The organism is Streptomyces sp. NPDC097981, assembly GCF_040302565.1.
Taxonomy (GTDB): Bacteria; Actinomycetota; Actinomycetes; order Streptomycetales; family Streptomycetaceae; genus Streptomyces.
In genome coordinates this window covers 63,642-81,592 of record NZ_JBEORW010000034.1, presented here as the reverse complement: position 1 = coordinate 81,592, position 17,951 = coordinate 63,642, and the positions used below count along the sequence as shown (strand labels likewise).

Here is a 17,951-nt window from a genome sequence, read left to right as displayed (position 1 = left end):
GTGCGCCGACGACTTGCTGGAGCACGTCTGAGGTGCGGAAGCGTGGATGTCGAGCGGGGCCGGTGACCCCGCTCGACATCGGCGGCTACCAGCTGCAGCACGAGCTGCAGCAGCAGTTCCCGCCACCACAGGTGGTGCTGGCTCCCGGAGCCACCTGGACGAACGCACCGCCGGTGGCGGTGCTGCCGACCTGGCCGGAGAAGCTCAACATTGTTTCCCTCACCTCCAATCGAGGGCGCGAAGGACAAGGGCCGGACCGCTGGCCGCCTGGAGCGTAGCAGCCTCCACGGGCGGCGAGAAGCGGCCGCGCGGTGCATCAACTTCCTTTGTTTGACAGCTATTTGACTGACCATCATGTACTTGGGAAAAGCAGCGCTCCGCACCCTTCCAAGGGTGCGGAGGAAGTGCTGCGAGGGCGACGGAAGCGATCGAGCGCCCGGGCTCGGCGTTCGCAGCGGCATGCACCGACGGGACGCACCGATTCAGGCGATCGTGCACTCGATGACCCGGTGATGGCTGCGCGCCCTGCGGCAGACCAGAAGGGCCCAGAGACCCTCAAGGCCATCGCCGAACCTGGCAGATCTTGGTAGATGAAGAACAAGCTCAGAGCCTGTTTCTCGACTCAGGCCTGTCCTGCTGGAGTTCCTAGTGGCCTGTGGTGCCAGGCGTGCTGGTGAGCAGGCTGAGGCCCAGAGGGGTGCAGGTGTGCCAGACCGTCTTGCCGTCGCGTTGGGCAGTGACGAGATGGGCGTCGCGGAGCGTCTTGGTGTGTTCGGACACCGAGGACTTGGCCAGGTCGAGGTCGCGGGCCAGATCAGTCGTGGTGCGCGGACGGGTGAGATGTTGCAGGATGACTGCCCGCGTGCGTCCCAGCAGCGCGGCCAACGCATTGGCGGCGGCAGGGTCGTCCAGCAACGGCAGAGGAGTCATGGCCGGGTAGACCAGGAAAGTCCCCTGGGCATAGCTGCCGACCAGGGGACGACCGGTCCAGAAGGCCGATGGCAGCAGGGTGATGCCCTGGCCGTTGAGTGTGATCTCGACGTCATCCGCACTGTCGAACTCCAGAGTGGAGCCGTGCCAGCGCGCCTCCGGCCAGAGGCCGGCCAGCGTCGCACGTATACCGTGACTGGCCAGAAGCTGGATGCGCCAGGCCCGTTCGGCGTCGAAACGGCCACGAATGCGGTCCCAAGAGCCGGTCAGGACGCCTTCGTGTGCCGCCGGTACGGCGTTTGCGAGGGCATGCCAAGCTTCCCGATCCCGGTCGCCCAGCAGACGGGTCCAGGGGGCGGGGCGGCGGTTTGGGGCATGTACGCGCCGCAGTTCAGTGCGGACGAACGAGGAGGGGGCTGACATAACCCGCTCAAATCCATCGTCGAATCCCTGGCTCGGCGGATCCAGGAACAGCGGCCCTCGGGCCGTGGCGGGGATCAGTTCCAACAGCGGCCCTGCAGAGCGGGGCAGAGTGTGGCTCATCCGCCGCCGCCAGAGCGTGAATATCGGGTCGGGCCGCTGCAGCGCCGCGATCGCGAGCGTCAGCTCCACCATCGGTGCCGGCTGGTCGGCGAAGGTGACACGCAGGAGGTCCTCAGCGGTGAAGCAGATCCGAAGCACGGCTCCCCCTACCCCTGATCAGTCAGTCCAGGTCACCACAGTTCGGTCAGGACCGAATCGAATGCGTGAACCGATCCAGAACCCGATAGTCGGACTGCGGCTTCGAGTGTGGGCCGTGCGGTGGGGCCGTGCGGTGGGGCCGTGGAAGCGGCTAACCGGCCACAGAAGGCGAAGGAGACCAGGTATGCGCGCACGTCTGTTGTTCGGGGCCGTCGCTCTGGGGGCGACTGTGCTGGTGGGCGGTGCCGCCACCGCACAGGCCGCTCCCACGCCCTCCCAGATCAGCACAACGGCAACCCAGGTTCCGGGCTACTGGAAGTACATGGGCACCTACTCCCAGTCGGGGTGCAACGAGCTGAGGGATTCCTACGCCGGAGACGCCTACTGCTCCTTCCGCAGCACGAACAGGTACGCCCTGTACATATACGTCCAGTGACCCTTCTTCTAGCTCTTCAACAAGCCGGGGTCCGGCCCTTCGGGCGGATCGAAGGGCCGCCCCCCGCGCCGCTCCAGCCAGAAGCTGTACGGGGCCTTGCGTGGTGGGCTGCCGGACGGTGGTAAATGTCCGGCAGCCGCTGGTGTGCGGGGTCGAGGACGCGATCGGGGGAACGTCTCCGCCCGGAGCCACCTATGAGTTGCTCTCACTGCACGGTCGAGAACGCGGCGAGCTCACGACGACGCGAACGCCGTCCGCCACCTGCCGCCGGCGACATCGCCCTGTCCTCCGGCGCGGTTCATCGGGGGTTCGGCGTCGCGCCGGTCGCGGCGAGGGAGAGGTCCCAGAGCCGGGCGGCCTCGTCGGGGTCGATGGCGTACGCGCGTACGCCGCCGTCGTCCATGGGCTGGTCGGGGGCGGAGACGCGGGCGATGTCGCAGTCCTCCAGATAGAGCCCGCCGCGCCCGTCGAGGAGCGGGGACGTGGCGGCCCACAGGCCGGTGGCGGCGCCCTGGGAGGGGGTCTTGAAGTCGGCGCCGATCACGTTGCCGTGCTGGTCCACCCAGCCGCGATCCATCTGTTCCTTGAGGGCCATCTCGCGCTGGAGACCGGTGATGATCTTGCCTGGGTGGAGAGCGAACGCGCGGACGCCGTCGCGGTGCCCGAGGGCGTCGAGATGCACGGCGAACAGGGCGTTGGCGGTCTTGGACTGGCCGTAGGCCAGCCACTTGTCATAGCCGGTGCGGAAATGCGGATCGTGCCAGCGGAAGCCGGTCAGGGTGTGCCCGGCGGAACTGTTGACGACGACGCGCGCGCCGCCCGCGGCGGCCAGAAGCGGATAGAGCTCGCAAGTGAGGGTGAAGTGTCCGAAGTGGTTGGCGGTGAGCTGGCCTTCCCAGCCGGGCCCGACGCGCCGCTCCGGGGTGGCCATGACCCCGGCGACGGCCATCAGGAGGTCGAGCCGGTCGACGGAGTCGCTGATGTGCGCGGCGGCACAGCGGACGCTGTCGAGGTCGGCCAGGTCCATGGGGATGACCTCGCAGCCTTTCACTTCCTGGAGAGCGGCACCGGCGACGTGGGGGCGGCGGGCCGGAACGATGACCCGGGCGCCGGCGGCCGTCAGGGCCCGGGTGGTCTCCAGGCCGAGCCCGGAGTAGCCCCCGGTCACCACGGCGGTCATGCGGGAGAGGTCGCGGCCGGCCACGATGTCCTCGGCGGGGGTGACGGCGGAGAAGGACGAGCCGACCGGCTGCTGATCAGTCATGGTCATGCCCCTGACGCTACGATCTGGAGCGAGGTCTAGATCAAGTCCAGGGGTGAACGGCATGACGACCACCGGAGCAGCCGCGCAGTCGCTGAGCATCGGCGAGGTGGCCGACCAGACCGGACTGAGCGTGCACACCCTGCGCTTCTACGAGCGCGAGGGCCTGCTGGTCGGGCCGGTCCGGCGCACGTCGGGCGGGAGGCGGCGCTACACCTCCTTCGATGTCGACTGGCTGCTGATCTGTGTCAAGCTCCGCGAATCCGGTATGCCGCTCGCCGACCTCAGGCACTTCGCCGAACTGGTACGCCTCGGACCGGGCAACGAGGCGGAACGCCTGCGACTGCTCGACGCCCATCGACAGCGCGTCGACGCGCAGATCCAGTCGCTTGAGGAGTGCCGCTCCGTCATCACCTGGAAGGTCGGCGTGTACGCCGAGCACCTCGCCCGCGGCGAGGCCGGCGGACTCTGGGACCCGACGGCCGGAGGCGGGCGCTGACGGAGACGCGGCGAGGGCGCGGAGGTCGAGGCCGGGGGCAGGTGCTTGTCCGCAGTGATGTGGAGAAGGCGTTTCTTCGGTTGATGCGGAGTCGCGAGCCGCAGCCCCCGAACGTATGGGTGGGCTACTTCGGGCTGATCGTGACCCTGTATGTGGCTCCGGCCCTGCCGTGGGTACTCACGGTGACGGTCTGGCCGCGGTCGTCCCAACTGGCCTTGCCGCCTTGGACATCGACGCGGTAGCCGCCTGGGTACGTGTCCCTGGGCACGGTGATCTGGGTGGGCCCCTCCGCGTTGTCGCGGGTGCGGAAGGTGAGCGTGTAGGTGCGTGTGGCCGGGTCGTACGCGAACCCCAGCGGGTCGCCTGCGACGGCCCGCGCGTACGGCTGGACGAGTAGCCGGGCGTTGGGCTTCGCGGCGCCCGTCTGGTCGAGGAAGCAGTAGCCGCCGCCCCGGCACCACTGCCACCACGTCCAGCCACTGGAGAAGCGGTCCAGGGAGGCCGTCATGTCGGTGACGAACTGGTGCGCGTGCGGAACGTAGGGGTTGCCGCCCCACTCTCCCACGATCACCGGCATGCGGTTACGGGTCGGGTAGTCGCTGATCGCGGCCTCGTAGGCGGGGATGAAGGTGCCGTTGGGGTCGTAGTCGGCGCCGGTTTCCATAGAGGTCTCGTAGAAGTGCGGCGCGTAGCCGGCGTGCGGGTCGTCGATGTGGCCCAACTGGGTGGGGACGCCGACACCGACGATGACGGTCGGTTCGACGAATACCCACGACCTCTGGTCGACCAGGCGGATCGCCCGGGCAAGGCGGTTCCACAGCTCGGTGAGTTCGGTGGCCTCGAAGCGTGCCGCGGCGGCGGGGAGGTCTTCGCCTTCGAGGAACTTCGCGAACGGCTCATTCATCAGGTCGTAGCCGAGCAGCGCCGGGTGCCTGCCCAGGGCGGAGGCGACCGTCATCCACATGCGAGCGTGCGCGGCGCGGAGGTCGGCGTCCTTGTAAAGGTGGTCGAAGGCGGTCTGTACGGATGGCTCGAAGTACTCGGAGAACCAGTCGTCGGGTATCGGCGTGAACGGCAACCCCTCGTCGCGGGTGGCCCAGTCGGGGATGCCGCGGGAGCCGAAGTGGGGGCCGTACACGTCCTGGTGGGCGTCGAGGATGACCTTGATGTGGTAGCGGTCGGCCCAGTCGAGGATGCGGCGCATCTTGGCGAGGTAGCCGCGGTCGTAGTGCCCGGGGGTGGGTTCGAGGTCGTCCCAGAAGAACGCGAGGCGCGCAAGGTTGAAGCCCCGGGCGGCCATGTCTTTGAGGTCGCTCTCGTGGATGTCGGCGAACGCGTTGGCGCCTCGGCTGCTCTTGTCGGCGAGGTTGAAGCCGCGCCACTGGAGCGCGCGGCCTTGGCCGTCGGCGATGAAGGTACGGTCACCGACCGTGACCCGGTCAGGGGCGCGGCCGACGTGGGCCTGGGCCTGCGCGGGGAGGACGCCGAGCAGGAGGGCGGCCACGGCGAGGACGGCGGGGGCGACGCGGGAGGTCAGACGCATGCAGGAGACCCCTTCGAGGGAGGCTGCTCGGGCGGCGTGCTACTGGCCGGTCGGATGTTACTGGCGAGTGGGTCAACTTCCCAGAATTTCACGGGAGTTGGCGGGGCTTCCTTCTTGAAGGGCTTACCCGACGTCATCGCCGGTGGTCCCCACGGGGTCTTCGTCTGGGCCCTCCTCGAAGTCTTCACTGGGGGTTCCCTCGGGCTCTGCGCGGCGCCCGGTCCGCGCCAGCCACCTCCGGAGAGGCGGCCCCGTGTCCTCGGCGTCGTCCGGCGGGCGTCGGATGATCGAGGCGGTCGCGGTCGAGGTGGTGCGGGCCATCTCTGGGGCCTGTGGACCGGTACGAGGACGTCGTCGAGACGCTCTGGCCGGACAGCGGAACGCGCGCGGCGCGGTCTTCACGGATCGACAAGGAAGCCCCTGATCGGATGAGGATGCCGCGAAAATGCCGTTTTGATCTCTACGCTCATACCCGGCGGGCCCGCAGCGGTGCCCGCGTTCCTCCTTTCCCATGTCCGTAAGGAGCCCGGAATGTCGAGCGGATGGCCGATCGCTGGCGCAGGCACGTCGACGGCGGGGTTCATCGCCCCTCTGCCAGAGGACTTCATCGCACCGAGGCTCGTGCGCAGCTGGCGGGAGTTCGCCGATACGTACGGCACCGGTGCCGGCGGGGACCAGAAGCCGGCCAAGGCCACGTTGGCGGAGGCCGTGTACGGGTTCTTCGCCAACGGCGGCGGCAAGTGCTTCGTGGCCGGCACGACCGGCGACGGGCTCGCGGCATACACCAGCGCCCTCACCGCGCTGGAAACGGTGCCGGATGTGCACATGGTCGTGGTCCCTGAGCTGTGGAAGAGCGAGGCCGACGCCCCGGCGATTGCCAAGGCCGTCGCCGGGCACTGCGTACGGACAGGCAACCGGATGGCGCTGCTGCACACACAGCAAGGCGTCTCCGTGGAGGATGTGGCCAAAACCCCGGGGCTGTTCGGCCTGGACGAGACCGAAGCGCAGTTCAGCGCCGTCTACTACCCGTGGGTGGAGGTGCCGGGCATCGACGGCACGGCCCGGGTGGTCCCGCCGTCGGGCCACGTGGCCGGCATCTGGGCCCGTACCGACGCCGAGCGGGGAGTGTTCAAGGCGCCGGCGAACTGCGGCGTCCGAGGCGCGACCGGAGTCGCGACGGCAGTGACCGATGCCGAGCAGGGCCCGGCGAACGAGGCAGGAGTGAACTGCCTGCGCGTCTTCCCTGACCGCGGCCTCCTGGTGTGGGGGGCTCGGACGCTCTCCACGGCAAGGGACTGGAAGTATGTCAACGTCCGTCGGCTGGTCAATTTCCTGAACGACTCCATCAGGCAATCCAGCACCTGGGCCGTCTTCGAAACCGACAACGAGCAGCTGCGGGCGAAGCTCAAGCAGGCCACCAGCACATTCCTCACGGATCAGTGGCGGCAGGGCGCTCTCATGGGCAGCACGCTGAACGAGGCGTTCTACGTCATCTGCGACGACACCAACAACACGTCCGAAACGGACAAGGAGGGCCACGTCCTCATCGACATCGGCATCGCACCGATCCGCCCCGCCGAGTTCATCCAATTCCGGGTCACCCAGGTCGCCGGAGCCCAGGAGTAGCTCCCGCACGCTGTGGTGTGCCGCCCGGCCGAACAGGGCGGCGCACCGCGCCCGGGGACGACCCCAGCCCGGTACAGCAGCATCCGGATCCGGGGCACACCCTGAGCCGGCCGGAGTCCGGGCCGTACGCCGCGGCGGCAACGTGCCCCCCGGGAGGCGTGACGTGATGAAGCCGGGTTGCCCTAAGGGCATCCCGGCTTCATCATCGACGGCGAGGAAAGCGGGGGGACTAGTTCAGTGGAGTGGTGAGAAGGAAGTCCGCCCATGGCCTCGCCGTGGTCAACGGTAGCAGTCAGGCCGGGATCAGCGCGCGCAGATTTTCCGGCGTGATGATCAGGGAGTCCGGGTGCAGACCTTCCGGGCGTTCCAGGCCGATGTACGTGACCGGGCCGTCCGGGACCTGAACCTGGCTGCCGTCCCACCATGTGGTGGCCGTGGCGTGATCGGCCATCAGGCCGACGAGGTGCCGTACCGTCAGCTGGTCGCGTTCGACGATGCCGCGCACCAGCGTGGCGACCGACACCCGGTTCCCCTCAACCCGGTTGGCGTTCGGGTTGCCCTTCAGGTACAGGTGCAGCCACTTTGCGCGCCACCCGCCGTCGTCCCCGCGCAGGAACACCAGCGGCAGGGCGACCCTGCCCGTCCCCCGCATCTGCGACTTCATGCGCACCGTACGCGGCTCGAAGGGGCGGCCCTGCTGCTCGGCGTCGCGCACCATGAAGCCGAAGAACGACTCCGCGACCTCCTCGAAGCCCTCCCCGGAGAAGATGTTGACCTGCGGGACGATGAAGTCGCCGCGTACGGCGCCCAGCCGCAGGTTGATGAACTCCGAGGCGCCATCGGGTGCGGGAGCGTTGGTGATGTCGCCCGAGTGTTCGCCCTCGATGTCCTGGAGGGCCGTGTACGACAGCCAGGTCACGGTTTCGTACGACCCGTCCAGTATGAGCGCCGACAAGTCGAAGTCGGTGCTGCGCTGCGCCTGCCGCCAGTGGACGAAGAACCGCAGCAGCTCCCCGTCGACGGGCAAGAGGGACCCGCGGGGCAGTACGCCGAGCCCCGCGGCCGTCGCCTTGCCGCTGAGCGGAAGCGCGATGTCGAGGACCGCGGGGTCGACCAGCAGGTACCCCGGCTGCGGGAGCCGGCGCCGCGTCTCCGCGTCCAGGGCTGCGACCAGCCGCCTGATGTCGGGTTCCGGCACGGGCGGACGGGTGTCGGCGGCGACCCAGGCGCGGCCCCCTCGGTTGACGAAGAAGCGGCGCTGCACTGCCTCCTGCGTCCGGTTGTGAAAGTGCTCGCGTACCGACAGCAGGACCCGGCCCGAGACGTGGGGGGCGGCATCCTCGGCTGCGGCCGCGACCGCATCGCGCTCCTCCTGGCCAGGGCAGGCGCGCAGCAGCCGGTCCAGGGAGCGCAGCAGCTTGCCCGGGGCGGCGGCCGCCAGCAGCCGCGCCGCGCCCGTGACGTCGTCTGAGCCGAGCAGTTCCTCGACGCGGCTGTCGAGGGTCCGGGCCTCCTTCTCGCCGCGGGCGACGGCGAACACGTCGGCGGCGTGTGGCCAGCGCGGGTACTCGTGCGGGTGGAGGCGCTCGCCGAGGCGCTTGAACGCCTCGCGGTGGGAGACAACGTCGGCGAGTTTGGCGGGGGATGCGGCGACCGTGTCGAGGCCGGCGAGCAGGGCACGCCGGACCGGCCGGGACAGCGAACGGAAACGGGTCGGCTCGGCGAGGGTCACGTCGCCGTCCGACAGGGCGCAGGCCAGGCGCAGGACGTCGGTGACGGTGTCCAGCAGCAGGTCCGAGCCGCGGTCGAGGCGGGCACGGTTGACGACGGCGCGGTTCTCCCGGACCGGGATCTCCTCGGGCTGGGGACCGTCGGCGCAGTGCGCGGCGAGCACAGCGAGGTCGCGCAGGCCGTCCTCGCCCAGCGGTGTGGCACTACCCGCCAGGACCAGGTACAAGGCGGTGACCTCGTCGTCCGGGGCGCCGCCCGCGTGCAGGACCGTCACGCGGTCGCCGGCGGCGGCGATCAGCTCGTCGTGCGCGGCGAGCATTTCCTCGTATACGTGCCCGTAGGTGCCGTACGTCGGGAGGGTGAGGAGGTCAACGACACCGGACCGGAGCTGGTCGATGGTGCCAGCCCGCGAGGCGTCGTCGGCGAGCGCCTCGCGGATGCACTGCATCCAGAACTCAAGCGTGTCCGGCACGTTGGCCGGGAAATCGACGAAGTAGACGTTGTGCCGGACGTGGTCGCCGACCATCGCGCGCACGGTATCCAGCGTGCGCGACGCGGTGTCGAGGACGACCTCTTCGGCCAGGCCCGAGAGGTGCTCCAGCAGCTCACCGGAGAGCTTGAAGCCCACGGACAGCAGCGCGGCGTCGAACTGCCGTGCCGCGGCACCGCCTTGCCCAGCGGGCCCGGAAGGGGTGGGGAGGCGGTGGTTGTGCCTGATGACCAGGGATTCAAGAGGATGGGCCATCGGGACATGATCCCAGAACACCCGAACGGCCTGCGCCCAATTTTTCGAACACCGAGTTGGGTCGATCAGCCATGCAGGCCCGGGCGGCGGCGGCCGCCGCCGCGTGGCGGGGGCCTCACGCTCGTCTGCGCTGCTCAGCGCCCGCTCGGCACGGACGAGCTCACCGCGCAAGTGCCCTGCCCCGTCGTGCTGTGTTTGCGGCAGCCCTCCCGGCTCGGTGTGGCGCGTGTGCCGGCTGCGGTTCGGGTCGCGTCGTGGTGTGTCAGACGGTCTGGAAGTTGCCCATCATGGCCATGTCCTCGTGTTCGAGGTTGTGGCAGTGGATCATGTAGCGACCCAGGTAGCCGGTGAAGCGGACCAGGGCTTCCACCACCTCGTACGGGCGTACGTCCACGGTGTCCTTCCAGCCGGCGTCCTTGGCCGCCGGTGGGCGGTTGCCGCGGGCGATCACCTGGAACTGTGCGAGGTGGACGTGGACGGGGTGGTGGAAGTCGCTGCTGATGCGCCACCGCTCGATGCTGCCCAGGCGGGGGCGGGCCAGCACGGTGTCGGGGTGGAACGGCTCGCCGTTGATGGTCCACATCTGCCGGTCCTCGCCGTCGGCGCTGGTGCGGCGGAAGTCGAAGGCCCGGACCGGTATGCCCGTGGTGGGTGTGAGGTCCTCGTAGCGGGTTGAGAGCCGGTCCGGCACGCGGGTGGCGTCCTTGGCGGCGCGTACGACGTCGAAGCGCATGACGTCGCGCATCCGGCCTTCGGCGGCGGTGTTGCGCAGGATGAGGCGGCTGCCGACGGGGTGGTCGGCGAAGTCGACGATGACGTCGAAGCGTTCGCCGGGTGCCATGTCGATGCTGTCGAGGTTCTGGGGTGCGGGGAGCAGTCCGCCGTCGCTGCCGATCTGTGTGAAGCGTCCGCGGCCGCCGCTTTCGACGTCGAGCCGCAGCTGGTAGCGGCGGGCGTTGGAGCCGTTGAGGAGGCGGAAGCGGTAGCGGCAGCCTGAGACCTCGAGGAGGGGCCAGGGTGTGCCGTTGACCAGCTGGACGTCGCCGAGGACGCCGTCGGGGAAGTCGTCGTGGGCGTGATCGGGGTAGCGGAAGGAGCCGTCCTCGTTGAACGAGCGGTCGCACAGCATGAGGGGGACGTCCCGATCGCCGCGGGGCAGCGGGAGCTTGTCCTCTTCGTCGTCGGTGATGAGGAAGAAGCCGGCCAGGCCGCGCCAGACCTGGGGCGCGCTGTGGTCCATGCGGTGGTCGTGGTACCAGAGGGTGGCCGATTGCTGGGCCATCGGGTAGTCGTAGGTGCGGTAGGCGGTGGTGATGTCTCCGCCGTGGGCGCCCTGAGTGTGGTCGCGGGTCTGGCCGGGGGCGCAGCGGGTGGGGAGCAACAGGTCGGTGGGGTAGCCGTCGGACTCGGGCGGTGTGACGCCGCCGTGGAGGTGGGTGACGGTGGGCACGGTCAGGCTGTTGTGCACGCGCACCCTGACGGGGTGTCCGGAGCGGGCTGCGATGGTCGGCCCGGGGAAGATCCCGTCGTAGCCCCACACAGTGGTCGTCAGCCCGGGCAGGATTTCCACCCTGCCCTCGCGCTGTTCGAGCTCGTAGACGTCGGCGCGCCCTTCGCTGCGTGCGGGCCGCGCGGTCGGCGGGACGGGCAGCGACACCGCGAACGGCACGGGCACAGGCGCCGTACTGGTGAGCACCCGCCCGGTGGACGCTGGGGCCAGCCGGGAGTAGCCGGCCGCGCCGAGCGTGATCGCGGCACCGGTGCCGCCGGCCAGTCCCAGGAACGCCCGCCGGCCCGGAGCCGAGCGTGACGAGTTGGCCGAGGGGCTCACTCGGCCACCCCCGCCGGCACATGCAGCGGCCGCGCGGCGGAGCCGGGGCCGGGGCTGAAGGCCCAGGACCAGCACATGAGGGCGGTGGCGAGGCCGAAGATCGCCATCCCGAGCGGCATGTGCGCGGCCAGCACCCGGGCCTCGCCCAGGCCCTGCTGCGCGCCGACCAGCACGGCCAGGGCGGCGCTCGCCGCGGCGGGCCAGGCGGGCCCTCCCGGCCTCCGCCACACCAGCACGGCGGCCGCGGTCAGCAGGAGGGTGAGCGCGGTGAGGACGTCGGCGTTGGCCGAGTGCCAGGTGAGGAGGTCGAGGTCGCCGGTGACGAACAGGCCGGCCAGTGCGGCCTGCGCGAGCGTGTCGAGGAGTACGAGTGTGGTCGCGGTCCGCATCAGCCGCAGCGGCCATCGCCGCCCGTGGGCGTCGAGCCGGTTCACGGGCGGGCTTCCGGGGTCGCGGGGGTGGGGGTGAGGTGGTGTTCGTAGGCGTGGAAGCCGTCCTGGACACCGAGGATGACCTCGCCGAGGACGAGGTAGCCGTCGCTGATGAGCGGGGTGTCGCGCAGGGCCTCGACGAGGAAGTAGTACGTGCGAAGGTCCTCGGTCTGAAGCACGGCGAAGTCGGAGAAGCGGCCGCTGAACGCCTCGGCGTCGAAGAACCGGGCCGTGACCCGGTCCGCGTACCGGGCGAACACCGGCTCGATGTGCGTGGCGCGCATCCGGTTGCGCTCGTCCCGGGTCAGCGCCAGCCAGCGCGGTGTGAGCGTGTAGGTCAGCACGATGCCGTACGTCATGAGCCCTCCAAAGCCAATTGTTTACACTGTTAACTCTGACGGGAAGCTAAAGTGATGCCTGTTAACTTTGTCAAGCGGAGGGCAGGCCCACGGAGATGACGGACACCCAGGGAGCCGCCGCGGGCAGGCGCCGCCACCGCGTACGCGAGGAGGCCCTGGCCGACGCGATGCGCATCGCCCGCCGACTCCTGGTCGAAGAAGGACCCGCCGCGGTGACGGTCCGCGCGGTCGCCCGGGAGATGGGCCTGACCGCGCCGGGCCTCTACCGCTACTACGCCGGGCACCGCGAGCTGGTCCAGGCCCTGGTCTCACACCTGTACGACGAACTCGCCGCCGCCCTGGCCTCGGCCCGCGAGCGGCAGCCGGCCGACCAGCCCGGGCGCCGACTGCGCGAGGTCGCCAGTGAGCTGCGGCGGTGGGCACTGGCCCACCGGCAGGAGTTCGCCCTGCTGTTCGCCAAGCCCGTGGCGGACGCCGACACCGCACCTGGGGCCGCCGCCCACGACCCCAGCTGGCGCTTCGGAGGTGTCCTCCTCGACCTGATGGTCGAGCTGTGGCGCCGCGGCGGCGTCAAGGCGCCCGCGGACCTGGACCCGGCGTGGGCGGCGCAGCTGGAGGAGGTGCGCGAGCACCTGGCGGGCGAGCCGGTGCCGCAGGAAGTGATCTATGTGTTCGTCGCCTGCTGGGCGCGGCTGTACGGGGCGGTCGCCGTGGAGGTCTTCGGGCACCTCGACTTCGCCCTCACCGACCCCGAACCCCTCTTCGAGCACACCGTCGGCGACATCCTCACCGCGCTCGGCGACCCGGCCGCCTGACCGGCGGCCGGGCCGTGCGGCGCGCCGGTGTCAGCGTCGGCGCCGGCGGGACTGCACAGCGACAACGGGGCCGCCGCCGAAGCCGCTGTCCTTGCCGCGCGCTCGCAGGAACATGCCATACCCCAGGTCGGCGGTGACGAACGTGAGGGCGGCCGCGGCGCCGAGCGCGAAGCCGGCGGTGACGTCCGTGGCCCAGTGCACGCCGAGGTACACGCGGCTGGAGGCGACCAGGCCGGACAGGGCGGGCGCCGCAACCCGCCACAGGGCGGCCGTCTTACGGGAGCGGGTGCGGCGGGCGGCGAGACAGGCCGTCGCGAGCAGCAGGGCGGTGGCCACGGTGGTGTGCCGGGAGGGGCAGGAGCGAAGGCCGCGCGTGTTGGACAGCCGATTCCGGAAGCCCGAACAAACCCCCTTGCCAAATGGTCAAGAAACGTTGACCATTTGACGCATGCCTACCGATGATCTTCCCGAGACGTTCCACGTCACCACTGACGAGCAGCTGCGCGCCGTCTCCAATCTCACGCGTCACCGGATCATGGCCGTGCTCCGCTTCGAGCCTGCGACGATCACGCAGATCGCCGAGCGAGTGGGCCTCGCGAAGGGGAGTTCCAGCTACCACGTACGGCTGCTGGAGCGGGCCGGCCTGGTCAAGGTGGTACGAACGCGGAAGGTCCGGGGGGTCACCGAGCGGTACTACGCGATGGCCGCGCGGGCGATCGTGCTGCCGGATCCGGGCGAGGGAGGCCCGGATGTGCTGATGCGGCATGCGGTGGCGGACCTGGAGGCAGCGCCGGCGGAGGGCGAGCGGCACGTACGGATGGCGCATCTGCGGCTCACCGAGGAGCAGTTCGCACAGCTGGGGGCGCGGCTGCAGGCTCTGGCGGACGAGTACCGGGAGCTGTCCGATCCGTCGCTGCCGGACGCCTCACTCGTCTTCGCACTGTTCCACCCGGCGCAGCGCGCGCAGGCCGAAGGGGACGCCAAGTGACCTCAGACGTTGGGAAGTTGCCGACCGGGTTCGGACGGCTGTGGACTGCGCAGACGGTGTCCTCGCTCGGTGACGGGGTGACGCATGCCGCGCTGCCGCTGCTCGCGTTGACGTTGACGCGGGATCCGATGGCGCTCGCCGTCGTCACGGCCGCCGGAACGCTGCCGTGGCTGCTCTTCGGGGTGCTCGGCGGTGCGCTGGTGGACCGCTGGGACCGCCGCCGCACGATGTGGGTCACGGACGCGGCGCGTGCGGTGCTGCTCGCGATACCGGCGACAGCGGCCGCGCTCGACGTGCTGGGCATTCCACTGCTCGCGGCCGTCGCCTTCCTCCTCGGCCTCGGCGGACTCTTCTTCGACACGGCAGCCACGGCCTACCTACCGGATCTGCTCCGCCGCGACCCCGCACTCCTGGAGCGCGCCAACTCCCGCCTGCGCGGCACCCAGACCGCCGCGTCCGGCTTCGCGGGACCGCCTGCGGGCAGTGCCCTGCTCGCGCTCGGGCGCGCGGTTCCGCTGCTCGCCGACGCGGTGTCGTTCGCGCTCTCCGCACTGCTCGTACGGTCGCTGCCTGCCGCACCCCGGCCCGTACCGCAGGCCCGTGAGTCGCTGCTGCGGCAGGCGCGGGCCGGCGCCTCGTACGTATTCCGGGATCGGTTGCTGCTCGGGCTCGCGCTGCGTCCGGCGGTCGGGAACATCGCCTTCCTCGCCGTGGAGACCGTACTCGCCCTCTTCGCGCACGACCGGCTCGGCATCGACACCTTCGGTTTCGGCCTGCTCCTCACGGCGGAGGCCACCGGCGGTCTGCTCGGCGCGGGCATCGCCTCCTTCCTCGGCCGACGACTCGGCACCGGCACAGCACTGACCTGCACGGCCGCGGTCGAGGGAGTCGCCATCCTGGGCCTTGCCGCCGCCCCGAACCCGTACGTCGCCGGCCTCGCGCTCGCCGTCTGCGGCGCGGGCATGGGCGCCACGATGGTGCTCGGCCCCTCCCTCCGACAGGCGATCGTCCCCGCCCACCTGATGGGCCGGGTCGCCTCCACCTCCCGCATGCTCGGCATGTGCGCCGCCCCGTTCGGCGCCTTCCTCGGCGGCTGGCTGGCCACCGCCTACGACGTACGCACCCCGCTCTGCACCGCCGCCGGCCTCCTCCTCACCATGACCGCCGTCACCTCGACCATGACCACCAACCGCCGGGTCGAGGCGGCGCTGCGTGCCGCCGCCCCGGCCGTTGATCCAGATCACCCGGAATCCCGGGATCCCGTCCAGCAGGGTGCCGTTTAGGGTTCTGCGAGGTCGTTGAGCCAGTGCCAAGCCCAGATCGGCGTTCCTCGCCCCGGCCCGGAGCGTCGGGCGCTGCCTGGCCTCCACAGGATGCAACGAGTGGCCCAGCGGGCCGGGTGCGCCGCCGTCAATCCTCGTCGTCCTCGACAGCTTCCGGGTCCCGGAAGGGGCGCAGGCCCTGACCGGAGCCGCCGGCCTTGATGTTGAACAGATAGCGGCCCAGGAAGTTGACGTGCCGGTCCTTGGGCGGGAGAGGCGAGCCGCGTACGACCATCGCGGCGATCCCCGCGACCTGGTCATTTAGTGCATTCAGCCAGGTCATGCCGCGTTTGTAGCCGTAGTACTTGGGTGAGGGGCCGGTGTTGATGCACTTGACGGAAACGACGAAGCGCAGGCCGTCGACGGAGGCGAGCAGGCCCTCCATGCGGGTGCGCCGCTCGGAGATGTGGCCGAAGGCGCGACGCCGGCCGGCTTCAGCCCGAGCCGGTTGCAGCAGCAGTCGTTGGCTGCGCGTCCAGTACGAGCTCGTGGAGCTCGGCAGCGGAGTCGGCAGCGAGCCGGTAGATGCCCTGAAGGCTCACTGACCGGATCAGCCGCCCTTCCTCAACGTACTTGAGCGTGCGCTCACCCCGACGAGACGTGAAAGTCAGGCGCTCCAGAAGGTCGGCAGGGACCACTGTGTTGAACGCCAGGGGAGAGCCGGGCGGCCCGAGAACCACCTCGGTCACGCAGCCTGCCTTCAGCGGCCGCCAGTCCAGAAGCTTCGTGTAGTCGTCGTCGTGGAGCTCCGCCCCGGCATCCGCGTACGGGATGATCCGGGACACCTCCATCGCGCCCAGCACGTGGAGGCGGGTGCGAAAGGCCCGGACGGGATGGATCGTGTCACCGGGCTGAACGCCTGCACGCACGAAGCTCGGAAGCGATTGGTGTGGGCCGCCGAACATCATCGTCAGACGCCGGCCGGCGTAGCCGGATCGCTCAAGCTCTCGGCAGAGACCGTTGGTCCACAGGGTCGTATAGGAGTTCGGCACAGCAGAACCGTAGACGCCCCGACTGACAGTCGGTCTTGCGTCGGACCTGCGACAGCCGGCGCCCGATATGCGCGACCGCCTCGTTCCTCAGCGCCGAGCCCTCGCCGTGGCGGTTGCCGGGCTCGCGGCAGATCGCCCGCCTGGGTGAGGGCCTGCTCAGGCGGCACGATGCGTTCGGGGCCGAAGTCGGACAGACAGACGAAACAGCGCCCCGTCGGCGGACTGGTGTCCCGCGCCGTGCCGGGCGGCATGTGAGGGTCTACTCGCGCAGCTTCAGCTGACTGGTGCGGGCGGGCCGTGAGGCTCGCCCGCACCTGGCGAGGCGTGGTGGTCCGCTGTGCCCACCCGCCGCCAGCCCGCCGAGCGGGCTCGTCCATCCTTCAGGATTCGCACTCACTGACAAACCGTGGGCGGCGTTCCGGGGTGTGTTCAGTCGGCGAGGAGCGCGGACAGCTGGGGCGAGTACGTCGAGTGCAGCACGAGGGAGGCGCCGCCCACCACGGCGGCGTCCGTGCCGAGCGGGGACGCCTTGACTTCGACGACCCGGATGCTGCGGGACAGCGGTCTGGTGGCGAGCGCCGAGGCGACGACGTCGACGTAGCGCGATTCCACGTGCTGGATGCCGTGACCGCCGAGAACGATGAGATCCACGTCGATGAAGTTGGCGATGCTGACCGCGACCGAGGCGACGTGTTCCGCGGCCTCGTCGATGACGGCGGCGGCGACAGGGTCGCCGGCCGCGGCGGCGAGCCGGATCGAGGCGTGGTCGACCGAGGCCGGATCCCGGTCGAAGGCATCCGACAGCTCGCTCTCGCCCCGGGGGCGGGCGGCGAGCCGGCGATGCACCTCGGCCACGATCGCCGAGGGATTGACCAGCCGCTCCAGGCAGCCCCGGTTGCCGCAGTAGCATTCCGGCCCGTCGGGCAGCACGGACGAGTGCCCGAACTCTCCCGCGTTCAGCGAACCGCCCCTGAACACCTGGTGGTTGAGGATCAGACCACCGCCGATGCCGGTACCGAAGAGGAAGTACGCGAAGTTCGCCACGCCCTTGCCGGCGCCGGACCAGCGTTCGCCGACCGCGGCGGCGGTGGCGTCGTTGTCCAGCGTCACCGGCAGTCCGGTGGCATTGCTCAGCATGCTTTTCAGGGGCACCCGGGTCCAGTGGGCGAGCTGAGGCGGAGCGACGACCATGCCGAGCTCCTGGTCGATCGGTCCCGGGGTGGCGAGGCCCAGGCCGAGCACCTTGTCGCGCGGGACATCCGCTTCGTCGAGCACTTCGGCGACCAGCTCGGCCATGGCCGTCACCACATGGGACGGGTCGGTGCTGGGCGGGGTGGGGCGCCTCTTGACGACCAGAGGACGTCCGCCCAGGTCGACCACGGAACAGGTCAGCTCGACCGGGTCGAAGTGCAGTCCGACCGCACTGCCCGACTCCGCGTTGAGCCGCAGCGTGGTGCGGGGCTTCCCGCCGCTGGCCACCCTGCTGGCCCCGTCCTCCCGGACGATGCCCTCGTCCAGCAGGCGGCGCACGATGCCGGACACCGTCTGTGGGGTGAGGCCGGTCCGCTGGGCGATCTCCACCCGGCTGATGCCGTCGGCCAGCTGGATCTGGTCCAGCACCACCGCCTGGTTGTACCGCCCCACCTTGGGGAGGTTCGTTCCTGCCTGCCGCACGCACCGGTCCTCTCTGTGGCTCCGTACGGACATTCTCCGGGGCATTGACTTAATAAAACAAATGGATTTACTGTCCCGGCACGTAGT

17 protein-coding genes and 1 pseudogene are annotated in these 17,951 nt (G+C 70.2%); 7 read left to right on the top strand and 11 right to left on the bottom strand.

What is annotated here, in order from left to right:
* Positions 1–62: 62 nt before the first annotated feature.
* Positions 63–278 (top strand): hypothetical protein, encoded by a 216-nt coding sequence (locus tag ABTY04_RS28550; RefSeq protein WP_352216269.1) that lies wholly within the window; start codon positions 63–65, stop codon positions 276–278.
* A gap of 367 nt (positions 279–645) precedes the next feature.
* On the opposite strand, the gene ABTY04_RS28545 is transcribed toward ABTY04_RS28550, so the two are convergent.
* A complete protein-coding gene (locus ABTY04_RS28545) occupies positions 646–1,611 on the bottom strand; it encodes an ArsR/SmtB family transcription factor (RefSeq protein ID WP_352216268.1) in 966 nt (321 codons plus the stop codon).
* A gap of 184 nt (positions 1,612–1,795) precedes the next feature.
* Between ABTY04_RS28545 and ABTY04_RS28540 the strand changes: the two genes are divergently transcribed.
* Positions 1,796–2,047, top strand: a complete 252-nt coding sequence (locus tag ABTY04_RS28540; RefSeq protein WP_352216267.1) for a hypothetical protein — start codon at positions 1,796–1,798, stop codon at positions 2,045–2,047.
* A gap of 298 nt (positions 2,048–2,345) precedes the next feature.
* On the opposite strand, the gene ABTY04_RS28535 is transcribed toward ABTY04_RS28540, so the two are convergent.
* On the bottom strand, positions 2,346–3,317 hold the full coding sequence (locus ABTY04_RS28535) for an SDR family NAD(P)-dependent oxidoreductase (protein WP_352216266.1): 972 nt from the start codon (positions 3,315–3,317) through the stop codon (positions 2,346–2,348).
* A gap of 55 nt (positions 3,318–3,372) precedes the next feature.
* Between ABTY04_RS28535 and ABTY04_RS28530 the strand changes: the two genes are divergently transcribed.
* Positions 3,373–3,807 carry a MerR family transcriptional regulator gene (locus ABTY04_RS28530; RefSeq protein ID WP_352216265.1) on the top strand — a complete coding sequence of 145 codons (435 nt, stop codon included), beginning with the start codon at positions 3,373–3,375 and terminating at the stop codon, positions 3,805–3,807.
* 124 nt (positions 3,808–3,931) lie between these two features.
* Here the strand turns inward: ABTY04_RS28530 and ABTY04_RS28525 are convergent, their stop codons facing one another.
* Entirely contained in the window at positions 3,932–5,350 is a 1,419-nt protein-coding gene (locus ABTY04_RS28525; protein ID WP_352216264.1) for a cellulase family glycosylhydrolase, read from the bottom strand.
* A 531-nt stretch (positions 5,351–5,881) separates the two neighbouring features.
* Here ABTY04_RS28525 and ABTY04_RS28520 point away from each other — a divergent pair.
* A complete protein-coding gene (locus ABTY04_RS28520; RefSeq protein ID WP_352216263.1) occupies positions 5,882–6,976 on the top strand; it encodes a phage tail sheath family protein in 1,095 nt (364 codons plus the stop codon).
* 292 nt (positions 6,977–7,268) lie between these two features.
* On the opposite strand, the gene ABTY04_RS28515 is transcribed toward ABTY04_RS28520, so the two are convergent.
* The 4 genes from ABTY04_RS28515 to ABTY04_RS28500 form a co-directional block, all read right to left on the bottom strand.
* The gene (locus ABTY04_RS28515) at positions 7,269–9,452 is read right to left on the bottom strand and encodes a TerD family protein (RefSeq protein WP_352216262.1); all 2,184 of its coding nucleotides are present in this window, start codon (positions 9,450–9,452) and stop codon (positions 7,269–7,271) included.
* Positions 9,453–9,714: 262 nt separating this feature from the next.
* Complete coding sequence (locus tag ABTY04_RS28510; RefSeq protein WP_352216261.1) at positions 9,715–11,283, bottom strand: multicopper oxidase family protein; 1,569 nt, start codon at positions 11,281–11,283, stop codon at positions 9,715–9,717.
* Positions 11,280–11,717 (bottom strand): hypothetical protein, encoded by a 438-nt coding sequence (locus ABTY04_RS28505; protein ID WP_352216260.1) that lies wholly within the window; start codon positions 11,715–11,717, stop codon positions 11,280–11,282. Before ABTY04_RS28505 ends, ABTY04_RS28510 begins: the two co-directional genes overlap by 4 nt.
* Positions 11,714–12,073, bottom strand: a complete 360-nt coding sequence (locus tag ABTY04_RS28500) for a darcynin family protein (RefSeq protein WP_352216259.1) — start codon at positions 12,071–12,073, stop codon at positions 11,714–11,716. Before ABTY04_RS28500 ends, ABTY04_RS28505 begins: the two co-directional genes overlap by 4 nt.
* Before the next feature lie 95 nt (positions 12,074–12,168).
* On the opposite strand from ABTY04_RS28500, the gene ABTY04_RS28495 reads away from it, so the two are divergent.
* Entirely contained in the window at positions 12,169–12,888 is a 720-nt protein-coding gene (locus ABTY04_RS28495) for a TetR/AcrR family transcriptional regulator (RefSeq protein ID WP_352216258.1), read from the top strand.
* Positions 12,889–12,918: 30 nt separating this feature from the next.
* Here ABTY04_RS28495 and ABTY04_RS28490 read toward each other — a convergent pair whose 3' ends face one another.
* On the bottom strand, positions 12,919–13,272 hold the full coding sequence (locus tag ABTY04_RS28490) for a phosphatase PAP2 family protein (protein WP_352216288.1): 354 nt from the start codon (positions 13,270–13,272) through the stop codon (positions 12,919–12,921).
* A 64-nt stretch (positions 13,273–13,336) separates the two neighbouring features.
* On the opposite strand from ABTY04_RS28490, the gene ABTY04_RS28485 reads away from it, so the two are divergent.
* Together ABTY04_RS28485 and ABTY04_RS28480 are read left to right on the top strand one after the other, a co-directional pair.
* A complete protein-coding gene (locus ABTY04_RS28485; RefSeq protein ID WP_352216257.1) occupies positions 13,337–13,876 on the top strand; it encodes an ArsR/SmtB family transcription factor in 540 nt (179 codons plus the stop codon).
* Complete coding sequence (locus ABTY04_RS28480) at positions 13,873–15,159, top strand: MFS transporter (RefSeq protein ID WP_352216256.1); 1,287 nt, start codon at positions 13,873–13,875, stop codon at positions 15,157–15,159. The genes ABTY04_RS28485 and ABTY04_RS28480 overlap by 4 nt, the downstream gene beginning before the upstream one ends.
* Positions 15,160–15,415: 256 nt before the next feature.
* On the opposite strand, the pseudogene ABTY04_RS28475 reads toward ABTY04_RS28480, so the two are convergent.
* The 3 genes and pseudogenes from ABTY04_RS28475 to ABTY04_RS28465 all read right to left on the bottom strand — a co-directional run.
* Positions 15,416–15,577, bottom strand: a pseudogene (locus tag ABTY04_RS28475) (Tn3 family transposase); the annotation flags it as partial.
* Between the two features lie 55 nt (positions 15,578–15,632).
* Complete coding sequence (locus ABTY04_RS28470) at positions 15,633–16,190, bottom strand: hypothetical protein (RefSeq protein WP_352216255.1); 558 nt, start codon at positions 16,188–16,190, stop codon at positions 15,633–15,635.
* Positions 16,191–16,619: 429 nt separating this feature from the next.
* The gene (locus tag ABTY04_RS28465) at positions 16,620–17,864 is read right to left on the bottom strand and encodes an ROK family transcriptional regulator (protein ID WP_352216254.1); all 1,245 of its coding nucleotides are present in this window, start codon (positions 17,862–17,864) and stop codon (positions 16,620–16,622) included.
* Positions 17,865–17,951: the final 87 nt, after the last annotated feature.

Coding starts and splice junctions, on each gene's coding strand:
- ABTY04_RS28540 (WP_352216267.1), top strand. CDS start 1,796: ATGCGCGCACGTCTGTTGTTCGGGGCCGTCGCTCTGGGGGCGACTGTG.
- ABTY04_RS28525 (WP_352216264.1), bottom strand. CDS start 5,350: ATGCGTCTGACCTCCCGCGTCGCCCCCGCCGTCCTCGCCGTGGCCGCC.
- ABTY04_RS28485 (WP_352216257.1), top strand. CDS start 13,337: ATGCCTACCGATGATCTTCCCGAGACGTTCCACGTCACCACTGACGAG.
- ABTY04_RS28495 (WP_352216258.1), top strand. CDS start 12,169: ATGACGGACACCCAGGGAGCCGCCGCGGGCAGGCGCCGCCACCGCGTA.
- ABTY04_RS28535 (WP_352216266.1), bottom strand. CDS start 3,317: ATGACCATGACTGATCAGCAGCCGGTCGGCTCGTCCTTCTCCGCCGTC.
- ABTY04_RS28530 (WP_352216265.1), top strand. CDS start 3,373: ATGACGACCACCGGAGCAGCCGCGCAGTCGCTGAGCATCGGCGAGGTG.
- ABTY04_RS28520 (WP_352216263.1), top strand. CDS start 5,882: ATGTCGAGCGGATGGCCGATCGCTGGCGCAGGCACGTCGACGGCGGGG.
- ABTY04_RS28500 (WP_352216259.1), bottom strand. CDS start 12,073: ATGACGTACGGCATCGTGCTGACCTACACGCTCACACCGCGCTGGCTG.
- ABTY04_RS28515 (WP_352216262.1), bottom strand. CDS start 9,452: ATGGCCCATCCTCTTGAATCCCTGGTCATCAGGCACAACCACCGCCTC.